Consider the following 12,910-nt stretch of genomic DNA (forward strand, 5'->3'; position numbering starts at 1 on the left):
TCTTCAAATTTCTTAGATTATTTCTTATCTTGCGGTAATACCTTTATTTTAAATTTATCCTCAATAAAAGCAATGATTTTACCTGCAAAAAATATTATTGAGGTGGATGAATGAATCGCAAAATACTTACCGATTGCCTTACCACCAACGGTTAAGGCGGCCACTAAGCTTGTTAAAATAACAGAAATAATGATTTGAAAGCTAGTCCCCTCTGGATATCCAAAGCCCGTTGCAATTTGTAATACAACGATAGCGGATGCTGTTCCACTTACTATTCCCGAAATATCACCAATTACGTCATTACAAAAGCTTGCAAACCGGTCTGCATTACGAACGATGAGAATTGCATGTTTGGAACCGCTTACCTTTTCTGCTGCCATTGCATGAAAGGGAACTTCGTCCGCAGCAGTTGCGGCAATACCAAGCATGTCAAAAAACACACCCATTAATACGATTACTAACACAATTATTAGACCGAATACCCATGCTACTTCTCCTAATACGGAGGATGATATAACTGAAAAAATAGCCGCTAACACAAACGTGATAACGGCGATACTTATACTAAATTTAATTGATTTTTGTAAGTGTGATTTCATGAGTAACCTCTTAATAAAAAATTATGTAAAGGAATGGTCATTCAAAAGGTAAAAACTGCGGCTTAGGTCCAGTAGGTTTTCCCAGACAGGTACCGAATGTTGCCATCCTGGCGGTTCCCCTTTAAACCCATCTTAGCGTTGTCACCAACAGCTAGACTGGATTACCACTTAGTCCACACTATAATCCCTTTTAAATGTCCGACAGAACAGTCTAGGAGATTTCCTCCACAGCCTTTGACCGCTCCCTAGCCTCTTTTGCAGTACGGATTTCATATGGATGAAAGTAACGGAGACGGTGGCCACCCATCTCGTTACCTATGACCATAATCCCCTACGTACCACTCAAGGCAGGCTACGCTACGAACAAGGATTCCCCATCCCAATTACGTAGGTTCATACCCCATTCCATAGTAATTCCTTGGCTAAGCAATTACCACAGAGATGGGCCTCCGCGGAAGCAGGGTCCTCGCCCACATGCCTTTGTGGATCGCCCTACAACCTTAACTCCCAGCACCGACCCAAGGCTGGGCGCCTCAAGCCGGCACAAGGAACTTCATCGATGTGCCCTTTGGCGGATTTTTAGGCCCGCCTTCAGGAACGGAGGACTGACTAGAATACTGCACCATCCCTTAAGTAATATTAATATAACACAAAGTGAAAATAATCTCAATTGAATTTGTTGGCAATTAATGATCACGATTACTGAGATAATCGGTTAAAGACTCTAGTACTGTCTGATTAACGCCTGCTTGCTTTAATGCTTGTTTTGCTTTGTTTACATATTCCTGCTTCTTGTTTATTGCACCGTTCAGCCCTAATAATCTAGGATATGTACTTTTGTTGTTCGTTTCATCACTTCCAATTGGCTTACCAATTAATTCCGGATCGCCTGTTACATCCAAGATATCATCCTGAACCTGGAAGATTAAACCCAAGTAATAGCTAAATTTTTCTATAGCTTGCAGCTGTTCACTAGAAGCGCCAGCTATATAGGCTCCACTAATAATTGCAAAAGTAAGAAGCTGGCCTGTTTTTAATGTATGTATTTGCTCGAGCGCACTTAGATCAACCTCCTGATCTTCTGCAATCATGTCGAGCATTTGCCCGCCGACCATGCCTTTGGGTCCACTCGCTTGTGCTAACCTTGTGATCAGGTATATCTTTTGCTCTTCTGTTAAACTTTCAGCTTTTGTTATCACTTCAAAACTATATGTAAGTAGTGCGTCTCCAGCTAGGATGGCTGTTGCTTCATCGAATTGACGATGATTTGTAGGTTTTCCACGTCTAAGATGGTCATCATCCATCGCCGGCAGGTCATCATGTATTAATGAATATGTATGAATCATTTCTAATGCAACTGCAACTGGTACTACAGAAGTATAACTACCAACAAACGATTCACAACTTGCCATCATAAGAATAGGTCGAAGTCGTTTACCACCAGCTTGAACAGAGTAGAGCATTGATTCTTTTAGCCGACTCGTTATTTGGAGTGTTTCGATTTCATCGGTCAAAGCTTTATTAATACTACGTTGCCGCTCAGCAATATAATCCGATAACAATTCTGCCACCTATTGTTCCTCCTGCACAGTGAATGGAGATGTGTCACCTTGTTCATTGACAATTTGCTCCATTTGTTTTTCCACGTGTGATAACTTCTCACTACAATGCTTTGATAACTCCATCCCTTTTTGGTAATAGGTAATTGCCTTTTCCAATGGGACATCGCCTTCTTCTAACTTCTCAACAATTTCTTCTAATTTTGTCATTGCTTCTTCAAAAGACAATTTTTTTTCAGCCATTTTATTTGTCCTCCTCTATTCCCCTAACTTTACAATCGAGCAAACCATCAACAATTTTAACAGAAATTTGATCTCCAGCCTGCACTTGCTTCGTTGATTGAATTACTGCACCTGTATCCGTATAAGATACAGAATAGCCACGTTTCATTGTATTTAATGGATTTAGCAAGTTCAATTTATCGATGTTGCTATCAAATTGCTTTTGTTTTTCCCGAATAATCCTTGCAAAGGCTTGATGATTTCTTGTGTTCCATTGTCGCAATTGCTCCTTTAACCGGACCATCTGTTTATCAGGACGTTGCTGCACTAGTCTTTTTTGCAAATAATTAAGCTGTTCATTTTTTTGTTGTAACGATGATTTTGATGCTCTGTTAAGCTTATCAATTATTTTATCTAGTTCCTGTTCTTTTTGCCTCAGAAGTTGTTCCGGATAACGGAACGCATAAGATTTTTGTAAATTTATAAGCTTCTCTCGCGAAGTATAAACTTGTGTATGAGCAACTCGTTGCAGAGATCTCGTTAAGCTATGAATACGTTCGATTAGTTCTTCTTTTGATGGTACTGCTAATTCGGCTGCACCTGTTGGTGTTGCTGCACGTAAGTCAGCGACAAGGTCACTAATTGTAAAATCAGTTTCATGTCCAACAGCTGAAATAATCGGAATCGTGGAGGAAGAAATTGCTCTTGCTACAATTTCTTCATTGAAGCCCCATAGCTCCTCAATCGATCCACCTCCACGACCAACGATTAAAACATCATTTCTGCCTAAGCGATTTGCTAACTCAATCGCTTTAACGACTGATGGTGCAGCATGTTCTCCTTGTACTGAAACTGGATAAATACTAACTTGCACGATAGGATATCTTCTGCGAATCGTTGTAATAATATCGCGCACTGCTGCCCCCGTTGGTGATGTGATTACACCGATATGTTTTGGATATTTCGGGATAGGTAGTTTTTTATCCTGGTCAAACAAACCTTCTTGGCTTAACTTAGCTTTTAGTTGCTCATATGCAACGTATAGTGCACCGATCCCATCCGGTTCCATTTGCTTTATATAAAGCTGGTATTGACCTTGAGGCTCGTAAACACTTATTTCCCCTCTAATCAAAACATGCATTCCATTTTCGGGTTTGAATTTTAACGTGCGGTTATTCCCTGCAAACATAACTGCTTGCACACGAGAAGCTTCGTCCTTGATCGTCAAATACATATGTCCCCTGCTATGGAAATTAAAGTTGGAGATTTCTCCTTTTAACCAAACCTCTTGCAAGTGCTTGTCCATTTCAAACTTTCGCTTAATATATTTTGTAAGCGCACTAACTGTTAAATAATTGTGATTCATTGTAATAACCCCATTATTAAAGGTTGTTAAATTGTTTCGCAGATTTAATCGTGTTATGTAATAGCATCGTAATTGTCATTGGTCCTACACCACGCGGTACTGGTGTTATGTAGGAAGCTTTTTCAAGGGCAGATTCAAAATCGACATCTCCAGTTAATTTGCCATTGTCTAGACGGTTAACACCAACATCGACAACAACTGCCCCTTCCTTCATATCGTCACCCGTAATGAAGTGTGCTCGTCCAACAGCAACAATCAAAATATCAGCTGCTTGTGTAAATTGCTTTATATTTTTCGTTTTAGAATGACAATACGTTACCGTAGCATTTTCATTAAGCAAAAGCTGTCCTACTGGTTTACCAACAATATTACTACGTCCTACGATAACTACATGCTTTCCCTCAATAGTAATGTTTTTCGATCGCAGCATCGTTACAATCCCATAAGGCGTACAAGGATAAAAAGTATCTTTTCCCGTCATCATTCTGCCTATATTTACTGGATGAAAGCCATCTACGTCCTTTTTAGGATCAATTGCTTCAATTACAGCTTGCTCATTAATATGATTTGGTAATGGCAGTTGCACGAGAATTCCATGTATTTTTCCATCTTCATTTAAATCAGTTATTAATTCTAATAGTTCTTGCTCTGTCGTTGTATCTGGTAGCTTGATTAAATTTGAGTCGACTCCAACCTCTTCTGATGCCTTTTGCTTTCCCTTCACATATGATTCAGAAGCAGGATCATGACCAATTAAAACAACAGTTAAACTCGGTGTGATTCCTTTTTTGCTCAATTCAAATACTTCTTTTTTCATATTTTCACGCAGATCAGCAGCTAACTCTTTCCCGTAAATTACTTCTGCAGACATATTATTTCCCCCTATGAAATCACCTTGGAAAGCACACCATTAACGAACTTCCCCGATTTGTCATCTCCATATAGTTTTGCTAACTCGACTGCCTCGTTGATCACTACCCCTTGTGGTGTTTCTGATTCAAACATCAATTCAAATGCAGCAATACGTAATACTGTTTTTTCAACTGTAGCTAATCGTTCAAGCGTCCATTTTTCTAAATTAGCAGTAATCTTTTCATCAATCGCTTGTTTATTCTTATTCACTCCATAAACTAACTCACTTAAAAATGCATCAATCGCTTCCTCTTCAAGCACGTGCTCAATCGCTTCCTGTGGGGCAATATCGTTTACATCCATTTGAAATAGGATTTGGAATGCTTTTTCTCTCGCTGTACGGCGTTTCATTGATTCATTCTCCTTTTAAACCTTGTCTGGTTCAAATCATATCATGTTTAGGCAAGGTAATGCTACAAGATGACACCCCTCTTAAGAAGTTTGTCTTTATTCCCGAAGAAAAAAAGGCCTCAAAAAGAGACGATGAGGGTCTCTTGGGCCTTTTTTCCTTACTCTTTTGCTTCCTCTATTTCTTCTTTGTGGTCCATTTGAACTCCAACGATATGGATATTAATTTCTTCAATCTCTAATGCCGTCATATTTTTCAACGCTTGACGAATATTTGTTTGAATTTTTTGAGCAACATCAGGAATTTTTGAACCGTAGTCGATAACTACGTATACATCAATCAAGACACCTGTTTCTGTAAGCTCAACTTTGATTCCTTTACCATGAGATTTCTTACCAAATCTCTCTGCAACCCCACTGGCAAAATTACCTCGCATTGCAAATACACCACTTACTTCCGTAGCTGCAATACCGGCAATTACTTCAATAACCTCTGGTGCGATTTCCACTTTCCCTAACCTTGAATCTTCACCAACACTTAACAAAGAATTTTCGCTCATACCGTTCACTCCTTCTTCGTCTCTTCACTTTCCATTATAGTATATTTCTCAAGGAATTTCGTGTTAAAGTCTCCATTTACAAAAACAGGATGATCCATCATTTTACTATGGAAGGGAATCGTTGTTGAAATACCTTCAATTACGAATTCGTCTAAAGCGCGTTTCATACGAGTGACCGCTTCTTGCCTTGTTGCACCGTAAGTGATCAGCTTGGCAATCATGGAATCATAGTACGGAGGAATTGAATAACCAGGATATGCTGCTGAATCAACTCGAACGCCTAATCCTCCTGGTGGTAAATACATGTTTATCTTCCCAGGTGATGGCATAAATTGCTTATACGGGTTTTCTGCATTAATTCGACATTCAATTGCCCAACCGGTAAATGTAATGTCTTCCTGTTTAAAGGATAATCGCATATCATTCGCAACGTTAATCTGTTCTTTAATCAAATCAACGCCAGTTACCATTTCCGTAACAGGATGTTCCACTTGAATGCGTGTATTCATTTCCATAAAGTAAAAGCTTTGTTCATTTTTATCAAAGATGAATTCGATCGTACCTGCACCCGAATATTCAACTGCCTTAGCAGCTTTTACGGCTGCATCACCCATTTTTTTACGCATCTCAGGAGAAATGGCAGGCGAAGGTGTCTCTTCGATTAATTTTTGTAAACGCCGTTGCACGGTACAATCTCTCTCACCTAGATGTACAACATTCCCAAAATTATCAGCAAGTACCTGGATCTCAACATGGCGGAAATCCTCAATGAACTTTTCTATGTACACACCGGGATTACCAAATGCTGTTTCCGCTTCCTTCTGTGTTACTCGAATTCCTTTTACTAATTCTTCCTTTGTTCTCGCTACGCGGATCCCTTTACCGCCTCCACCAGCAGTTGCTTTAATAATTACTGGATAACCAATCTGCTCTGCAACTTTGATTCCATCTTCTTCGCCATCAATAATACCATCTGAACCTGGTACAATTGGAACTCCTGCTTGTGCCATTGTTTCTCTTGCTACGTCCTTAGTCCCCATTTTCTGGATTGCATACGGACTTGGACCTACAAAAATAATGTTGCAAGCTTTACAGATTTCAGCGAAATCCGCATTTTCGGCTAAGAAACCATAACCTGGATGAATCGCATCCACATCCGTAAGGGTTGCTACACTCATAATGTTCATGAAATTAAGATAGCTTTCTTTGCTGTTGGTAGGACCAATACAGTAAGCTTCATCCGCTAATTGTACGTGCAAGGATTCTTTATCTGCAACCGAATAAACAGCTACAGTTTCAATGCCCATTTCTTTACATGCACGAATAATACGAACGGCTATTTCTCCTCTATTAGCTATTAAGAGCTTTTTAATCACTATGTCATCCCCTTACACTGTCTTTACTCTAAATAATGGTTGTCCGTATTCAACGAGTTCTCCATTTCCTACTAAAATTTCTACAATTTCACCGCTCACATCGGCTTCAATTTCATTAAATAACTTCATTGCTTCAACGATACATACGACAGAATCACTTTTCACTTTATCTCCGGTTTGTACAAAAGCTTCTTTATCCGGAGACGGTGAACTATAAAATGTTCCTACCATAGGAGATACAATCTCATGGTCATAGTCTTTAGCTGCTGGTGCTTCAGGTGCCGTCTCGGTATTGACTGCAGTCTGCACTACTGGCTCCTCAGTTTTTGCAACAGGCTGCTGAGGTGTAGAAACAGCAACAGGTCGGGCAGTGACTACCTCACCGTTTTGTTTCTTCATTGTTACCTTTGCACCACTTGTTTCATAAGTAAACTCATTAATAGATGACTGATCAATTAGGCTAACCAGTTCTCGGATTTCTTGAATATTTAGCATCTTTAGGCACTCCTTTATCTTTACACAATTAATAACAGGTACTAATAACTCCTCTTAACATTTTACGAAAACGATTGAAAAACTGCAACTATAGATTGCAAAATAATATAGTAACATTATCATACCACGAAACATGATGTTCTAATTAATAAAACGTATACTTCCATTTTAGCATACTAAATTTTCAAATTAAAAACTGACGACATAGGTTTTACCTACAGCGTCAGTTCGATGTATTCATAAATTTTTAAGTTAACTTGATGGTTGATATTTTACATTAATATCATCAACGTTGCCAAACTCTTGACTTGCCATCATCATAATTGACTGAGCCTCTTTTTTGGACATTTCATCCGCTTTTACTGTAATAACTACATTTTTTTCATCAGCGCGAACTAGAACATCTTCATATTGTTTTTCTGTTTTTATTGTTTCTTCTAGAATTCTTTCTTTTGTAGAAAGCTGTTCAATATCTTTAATTTCCTCCCAAGCAGCGTTGATTTCATCCGTAGAAGCTGTACTTGAAGCAACAACATCTTTATAATAATCAATCATCTTACTGCGTTCGTCTGCAAGCTCGAGGCGTGTCATCGTAAACAACTCATCAACATCATCCATAGGAGAATTCCCTGCAGTATCTTGTCCTTCCATATCGCTTTCGCTATCAGCTTCGGTACCGGTTTGACCCTCCCCCTCGGTTGTTAGATCCTCACTATCTGAATCAGCTACAGCTGTTTGATCGCCTACCTCTTCGTCTTGATTCGTATAAGCGAGATCGTCTCCTGTTGGTGAACTCATATAATAGACACTCAATACAATCATTAAGCTTAGCATTGTAAGCAACCATACCGTTTGTTTTTTTAACATTTAAATTCCTCCTTAATTTTTAGGCATAACAGAAATTTTATGTGTTGGAACATCTAGCACTCTTGATACCGCTTCAATCACCCAGCCTTTTACCTCCAAATGATCAGCACCCTTAGCCACAACAAGCACCCCTCTTACTTCCGGTTTAGTTGTTTGGACTAGTAACGGAACTTCTTTATCACCTTGCCTTACAATAACCACTTGTTGTTCCTCTGAATTATCTTTTATTACTCTTTCTCCGCCATTTTGGTCTATTTCCTCGGTTGTCTGTGTACCGATGACTAGATTTTTTTCATAGACTTTTTTATGCGTAGAATTGAGATTTACCATTACCTCAACTTCTGAAACACCTTGTATTTGCTCTAATAACTCAGTCAAATCCTTCTCATAGCTTGTTTCAATATCGTCAACGACATCTGTTTTTGTTTCTTCATCCTTTTGCATAAAGGTTTCTTCCTCTTGACTTGGTAGATTTTCTGTTTGAGTATCTAATTGAGCAAGATTTTGATCTTTGTTAGCTGACTGGAACATATTGCCTACGATTAAGAGTAATAAACCGATAAGGGCTACAATAAGCACGTATCCTAGCTTAGTAGGCTTTTTACCATCGCCCGTTTTAAGCTTTAAATTGGAAATTAACTTACTCAATGGATTTTGCACTATACTCCTCCCTCCCACTGAACCTGTATGATGTTCTCCTCTAGCTGCCATAATTCAGCTAGGTAGGTCCTAACTTGATCCGTTTTTGATGAATCATCTGTTGTCTTTTCTTCATTTTTGTTGAGGTCAATAACAACGTCATCGACTTCCCCATCACTTGTCGTCACATGTTCTTCTTCCACAATCGAGACGGTTACTTGATTTAGCTTGTCGATATCCAGCTCGTCTTCTTTTTCAAAGCCATAAAGGATATCGGTGATTGCTACACCATATGTGTTGTTCAACTCCTCTTTCGCTTGATCTTTCATTTGGACAGCCATCTCTTCTAAAACATATGCATCTTGTGAGGCTTGTATTTCTGTTTTCTTCATTTCTATTGAATTTTTCATATTTTCATCTTCCGCTGTTGTATCTAATGCGGGTAATGCCCTGCTTAAAATGTCCTCTGAATCTATATGAAACAGCTGAAATAAAGGCTGTAAGAAAATTAATAACAATAACAAACCTACGACCATATTAATATACTTTTTCATGGAGGAGCTCGGCAATACTAATTCAATGATCATTGCCAGTAACAAAAACAAAATGATTTTTGTAATCCAGTCAATAAGTAGGTCGATGATAACCCCCTCCTCACCTGAGCATAAGCGTTAAGTTACTTGATGCAACAATGATCACAATTGCTAAAAAGAACATAAATGAGACGACTATTAAGGCTGCAAAAATGTATAAAATATGTTTACTGATAATGTTCATGCAAGCAACCACAGGACCATTACCAATTGGCTGCAATAAGGCAGACGTTACCTTATAGATGAGAGCAATCACAAAAATTTTCAGTGCAGGAAATAATACGAGTGCGAGTAAAATAATCACGCCTACTATGCCGACCGCGTTTTTCAATAGTAAAGAGGCACTCAAGACGGTATCCGTAGCATCTGTGAACATGCGGCCAACAACAGGTATAAAATTTCCTGTCACGAATTTAGTCGTTTTCATAACGACACCGTCTTGAATCGCACTAGCTGCACCTTGGACTGACATAACACCTAAGAATATAGACAAGAAGATACCCAATAAGCCAAGACCTGTATTTTTGAGTAAATCAGCAAGCTGTGTAACCTTATAATTTTCATTTAAAGTACTAACGATATGAAGTAACGCGGATAAAAAGAATAACGGAATAACGATTTTAGATACGAGTACAACACTAATATGAATTAAGAATACAATAACAGGTTGAAAAAAAGACACCGATATCAAACTACCAAACGTAGCCATCAGGCCGAGCATTAGTGGGAGCAGAGCCATCATAAAGCCACTCATCATATCAATTGTATCTTTTGCATAGGAGGCTGCCAGTTGAAAGCTACTAAGCGCGAGCACGATTAAAACTAGATATACTATGGCATAAGCGACCTTGCTTACTGTCTGACTTTCCAGTGCTGTTTGGAAAGTTTGTAATACCATACAAAACAAAGTCAGCATAATTAATGTACCTAACAGCTTACCGTTCACTATTACTTCGTGAAATAAAAATTGAACTAAACCTGAGATCCATGTTTTTACAGATAAACTTTCCTGATTTTCTATATATTCTAAAAAGTTAGTCTTCTGAATACCAGGCAAGTAACCACCATATTCATCGACAACTTGATCCCAATAACGCTTCACTTCTTCAAAAGAAATAGTATTCAAATCAAATGCTTGAACATCGGTTTGGCTTTGATCAGGAGCTGCTGATGTCTCTGTTGCAAACAAACCTATGAGTAGAATCACAAAAAAACTGGATACGAGTAGTTGTATGCTTTGCTTCATTCACCAAATCCTGCTCCCTTCTCAGGTTACGCCGGTATAAAACCAATTATCGTTTCTATCACTGCAGTTAAAATAGGAACTGCTAAGACTAGAATAAATACTTTTCCTGCAAGTTCAATCTTAGCTGCTACAGAACTAAGCCCAGCATCACGTGTTATATGTGCACCAAATTCGGCAATGTAGGCTATTCCGATAATTTGTAGAATCGTTTCTAAATACATCCCATTCACATTTGCTCTGTCACCTAGGTAATGAATTAACTTAAAGATCTCCGAAATATGTTGGATAACAACAATGAAAATAAATACACCTGTAACTAAAAGCAGAAAAAATGCAAACGATGGCATCTGTTCCTTGAGCAGCACAGTTAATAAGCTAGCAACAATACCTAGACTGACAATTTGTAGAATCTCCATAGACTACCCCTGGAACAGAAATACCGATTTTATTTGTTGGAATAAATCTGCAATACCATCGATCACAAAAATCAATACAATCACAAAGCCGAAAAGCGCTGCTAATTTAGCTATTTCTTCGTTTCCCATTTGTTTTAAAATGGTATGAATTAACGCAACGATAATCCCGATACCAGCAATTTGAAATAATAGTGAAGCATCACCGAGCATGAGCCATTTACTCCTTTCCGTCTATATCAGAAGTAAAATAACGAGTAGCCCTGTTAAGAAACCAAGACTTTTCATCATTTTACTGTACCTCGTTTGATAGTCTATTGCTTCCTGTAATTCTCTTTCTAAATGCGTCATTGCCAAATGTATGTGTTTTTGTTGTTGGGTAAAATCATGTTGACCTAATGTCCTGCCAAATTGACGCAGAATCTCTTTTTCATTTTTACCTAGCGAAACATAGTGCCAAAATTCATCTAAATTCCGTTGCCATATCGTATATAAATCACCTGTGTTTTTGCTCAAATCGTCTGTAATACCTTTAAAGAACCATGCTATAGGCTCTGGTAATTGTTTTGATATATTGCGACATGCCTCAATTATTGGAGATTGGCTATAAAGAATCTCCGCCTCTAATATTTGCAAGGCGTTTTTAAGCTGCCTTATTTGCTTTGGACGATCCGTAAGTTTTTTTGCAAATTCAAAACCTACCCATGTGGTAGCGCTGAGCAGAAGAAGTGCCCCTATCCATTTCATCTTCTGTGCACCTCGGTTTCTTTAAAATGTGGTTACCTTCACGATCTAAAATTGTTTCAACCATCCCTGGCTTTGTACCCCGCGAAAGTATCAAATAGCGATCAAATGCATGTTGTTTAAACAGTGGTTGTAAGGAAGGACGATCACGAAGGTCAGCGAAGGATTGTCCATGTATGGAGCAAACAATCCGGACACCGGCGTGTATCGCCTCCATTAATGCTTGTACATCCTTACCGCTCCCAATCTCATCAACGATAATTACCTCAGGTGACATCGATCGGATCATCATCATCATGCCTTCCGCTTTTGGACATGCGTCCATAACATCTGACCTAGGACCTAACTCGTGCTGCGGGATCCCATTCACACTGCCTGCAATCTCAGACCTCTCATCAATAACCCCTATTTTGTATGGCCTAACCTGCCCCCAGCCAGTAGATATGAAGCGCGCAACATCTCTTAATAAGGTTGTTTTGCCTGTCTGAGGTGGTCCGATAATGAGTGTATTATGATAATTCCCGTCGTATAAGTGACGAATATAAGCGGAAGCAGCACCAATTTTTTGCTTGGCAATTCGGATATTAAACGATGCTATATGCTTGATTGCTTTTACGTTACCATCAATCGTATTTACTCTTCCTGCAAGCCCGACACGATGACCACCTTCTATCGTTATAAAGCCCTCTCTTAACTCGTCTTCCATACGATATAAAGAAAACTGACTCAGCTGATTTAATATGTGCATCCCATCTTCTGTGCTTGGTATAACTGATTTCAACCATTCTTCTCGTTGATCAAAGATGAGCTCGACCGGACGTCCAATACGAATTCTAATTTCTTGAAGTGTCGGCCAACGATTGGCTATACGTTTTACTAGTTCTTCCTTTATAGTCTTGGGGAACAAACGAATAATTTCTTGCATATACTGACCCCGCTTTTTATCTCCTAATAGATTTTCCTTATTGTAA

General features: G+C 38.8%; 17 protein-coding genes. All 17 read right to left on the minus strand.

Annotated features, from left to right (window positions below; all coding sequences use genetic code 11):
• Positions 1 to 17: 17 nt before the first annotated feature.
• Positions 18 to 599 (minus strand): hypothetical protein, encoded by a 582-nt coding sequence (locus tag ACI6MV_RS02610; protein ID WP_407268334.1) that lies wholly within the window; start codon positions 597 to 599, stop codon positions 18 to 20.
• A gap of 686 nt (positions 600 to 1,285) precedes the next feature.
• Positions 1,286 to 2,170, minus strand: coding sequence for a polyprenyl synthetase family protein (locus ACI6MV_RS02615; RefSeq protein ID WP_407268335.1), 885 nt, complete (start codon positions 2,168 to 2,170; stop codon positions 1,286 to 1,288).
• Positions 2,171 to 2,401, minus strand: a complete 231-nt coding sequence (locus ACI6MV_RS02620) for an exodeoxyribonuclease VII small subunit (RefSeq protein WP_407268336.1) — start codon at positions 2,399 to 2,401, stop codon at positions 2,171 to 2,173.
• Between the two features lies 1 nt (position 2,402).
• The gene (xseA, locus tag ACI6MV_RS02625; protein ID WP_407268338.1) at positions 2,403 to 3,746 is read right to left on the minus strand and encodes an exodeoxyribonuclease VII large subunit; all 1,344 of its coding nucleotides are present in this window, start codon (positions 3,744 to 3,746) and stop codon (positions 2,403 to 2,405) included.
• A gap of 16 nt (positions 3,747 to 3,762) precedes the next feature.
• Entirely contained in the window at positions 3,763 to 4,617 is an 855-nt protein-coding gene (gene folD / locus ACI6MV_RS02630; RefSeq protein WP_407268339.1) for a bifunctional methylenetetrahydrofolate dehydrogenase/methenyltetrahydrofolate cyclohydrolase FolD, read from the minus strand.
• Positions 4,618 to 4,628: 11 nt separating this feature from the next.
• A complete protein-coding gene (gene nusB, locus ACI6MV_RS02635) occupies positions 4,629 to 5,009 on the minus strand; it encodes a transcription antitermination factor NusB (RefSeq protein ID WP_407268340.1) in 381 nt (126 codons plus the stop codon).
• Between the two features lie 158 nt (positions 5,010 to 5,167).
• Complete coding sequence (locus tag ACI6MV_RS02640) at positions 5,168 to 5,566, minus strand: Asp23/Gls24 family envelope stress response protein (RefSeq protein WP_407268341.1); 399 nt, start codon at positions 5,564 to 5,566, stop codon at positions 5,168 to 5,170.
• 5 nt (positions 5,567 to 5,571) lie between these two features.
• Positions 5,572 to 6,942 carry an acetyl-CoA carboxylase biotin carboxylase subunit gene (gene accC, locus ACI6MV_RS02645; RefSeq protein ID WP_407268342.1) on the minus strand — a complete coding sequence of 457 codons (1,371 nt, stop codon included), beginning with the start codon at positions 6,940 to 6,942 and terminating at the stop codon, positions 5,572 to 5,574.
• A gap of 12 nt (positions 6,943 to 6,954) precedes the next feature.
• Entirely contained in the window at positions 6,955 to 7,437 is a 483-nt protein-coding gene (accB, locus tag ACI6MV_RS02650) for an acetyl-CoA carboxylase biotin carboxyl carrier protein (RefSeq protein WP_407268343.1), read from the minus strand.
• A gap of 252 nt (positions 7,438 to 7,689) precedes the next feature.
• Complete coding sequence (locus tag ACI6MV_RS02655) at positions 7,690 to 8,304, minus strand: SpoIIIAH-like family protein (RefSeq protein ID WP_407268344.1); 615 nt, start codon at positions 8,302 to 8,304, stop codon at positions 7,690 to 7,692.
• Positions 8,305 to 8,316: 12 nt separating this feature from the next.
• A complete protein-coding gene (gene spoIIIAG, locus ACI6MV_RS02660) occupies positions 8,317 to 8,964 on the minus strand; it encodes a stage III sporulation protein AG (protein WP_407268345.1) in 648 nt (215 codons plus the stop codon).
• Positions 8,964 to 9,587 carry a stage III sporulation protein AF gene (gene spoIIIAF / locus ACI6MV_RS02665; RefSeq protein ID WP_407268454.1) on the minus strand — a complete coding sequence of 208 codons (624 nt, stop codon included), beginning with the start codon at positions 9,585 to 9,587 and terminating at the stop codon, positions 8,964 to 8,966. Before spoIIIAF ends, spoIIIAG begins: the two co-directional genes overlap by 1 nt.
• 10 nt (positions 9,588 to 9,597) lie before the next feature.
• Positions 9,598 to 10,782 carry a stage III sporulation protein AE gene (gene spoIIIAE, locus ACI6MV_RS02670; protein WP_407268346.1) on the minus strand — a complete coding sequence of 395 codons (1,185 nt, stop codon included), beginning with the start codon at positions 10,780 to 10,782 and terminating at the stop codon, positions 9,598 to 9,600.
• A 26-nt stretch (positions 10,783 to 10,808) separates the two neighbouring features.
• Positions 10,809 to 11,198, minus strand: a complete 390-nt coding sequence (gene spoIIIAD, locus ACI6MV_RS02675; protein ID WP_407268347.1) for a stage III sporulation protein AD — start codon at positions 11,196 to 11,198, stop codon at positions 10,809 to 10,811.
• 3 nt (positions 11,199 to 11,201) lie between these two features.
• A complete protein-coding gene (gene spoIIIAC, locus ACI6MV_RS02680) occupies positions 11,202 to 11,408 on the minus strand; it encodes a stage III sporulation protein AC (RefSeq protein WP_407268348.1) in 207 nt (68 codons plus the stop codon).
• 21 nt (positions 11,409 to 11,429) lie between these two features.
• Complete coding sequence (gene spoIIIAB / locus ACI6MV_RS02685; protein WP_407268349.1) at positions 11,430 to 11,942, minus strand: stage III sporulation protein SpoIIIAB; 513 nt, start codon at positions 11,940 to 11,942, stop codon at positions 11,430 to 11,432.
• The gene (spoIIIAA, locus tag ACI6MV_RS02690) at positions 11,887 to 12,864 is read right to left on the minus strand and encodes a stage III sporulation protein AA (RefSeq protein ID WP_407268351.1); all 978 of its coding nucleotides are present in this window, start codon (positions 12,862 to 12,864) and stop codon (positions 11,887 to 11,889) included. The genes spoIIIAB and spoIIIAA overlap by 56 nt, the downstream gene beginning before the upstream one ends.
• Positions 12,865 to 12,910 lie beyond the last annotated feature (46 nt).

The sequence above is a fragment of the Radiobacillus sp. PE A8.2 genome (assembly GCF_045635475.1).
Taxonomy (GTDB): Bacteria; Bacillota; Bacilli; order Bacillales; family Amphibacillaceae; genus JBJGXI01.

Excerpts from the sequence above, each read along its gene's own strand:
- spoIIIAD (WP_407268347.1), bottom strand. The coding sequence starts at position 11,198 with ATGGAGATTCTACAAATTGTCAGTCTAGGTATTGTTGCTAGCTTATTA.
- spoIIIAB (WP_407268349.1), bottom strand. The coding sequence starts at position 11,942 with ATGAAATGGATAGGGGCACTTCTTCTGCTCAGCGCTACCACATGGGTA.
- spoIIIAE (WP_407268346.1), bottom strand. The coding sequence starts at position 10,782 with ATGAAGCAAAGCATACAACTACTCGTATCCAGTTTTTTTGTGATTCTA.
- ACI6MV_RS02655 (WP_407268344.1), bottom strand. The coding sequence starts at position 8,304 with ATGTTAAAAAAACAAACGGTATGGTTGCTTACAATGCTAAGCTTAATG.
- accB (WP_407268343.1), bottom strand. The coding sequence starts at position 7,437 with ATGCTAAATATTCAAGAAATCCGAGAACTGGTTAGCCTAATTGATCAG.
- folD (WP_407268339.1), bottom strand. The coding sequence starts at position 4,617 with ATGTCTGCAGAAGTAATTTACGGGAAAGAGTTAGCTGCTGATCTGCGT.
- spoIIIAC (WP_407268348.1), bottom strand. The coding sequence starts at position 11,408 with ATGCTCGGTGATGCTTCACTATTATTTCAAATTGCTGGTATCGGGATT.
- nusB (WP_407268340.1), bottom strand. The coding sequence starts at position 5,009 with ATGAAACGCCGTACAGCGAGAGAAAAAGCATTCCAAATCCTATTTCAA.
- xseA (WP_407268338.1), bottom strand. The coding sequence starts at position 3,746 with ATGAATCACAATTATTTAACAGTTAGTGCGCTTACAAAATATATTAAG.
- ACI6MV_RS02640 (WP_407268341.1), bottom strand. The coding sequence starts at position 5,566 with ATGAGCGAAAATTCTTTGTTAAGTGTTGGTGAAGATTCAAGGTTAGGG.
- ACI6MV_RS02610 (WP_407268334.1), bottom strand. The coding sequence starts at position 599 with ATGAAATCACACTTACAAAAATCAATTAAATTTAGTATAAGTATCGCC.
- spoIIIAA (WP_407268351.1), bottom strand. The coding sequence starts at position 12,864 with ATGCAAGAAATTATTCGTTTGTTCCCCAAGACTATAAAGGAAGAACTA.
- ACI6MV_RS02620 (WP_407268336.1), bottom strand. The coding sequence starts at position 2,401 with ATGGCTGAAAAAAAATTGTCTTTTGAAGAAGCAATGACAAAATTAGAA.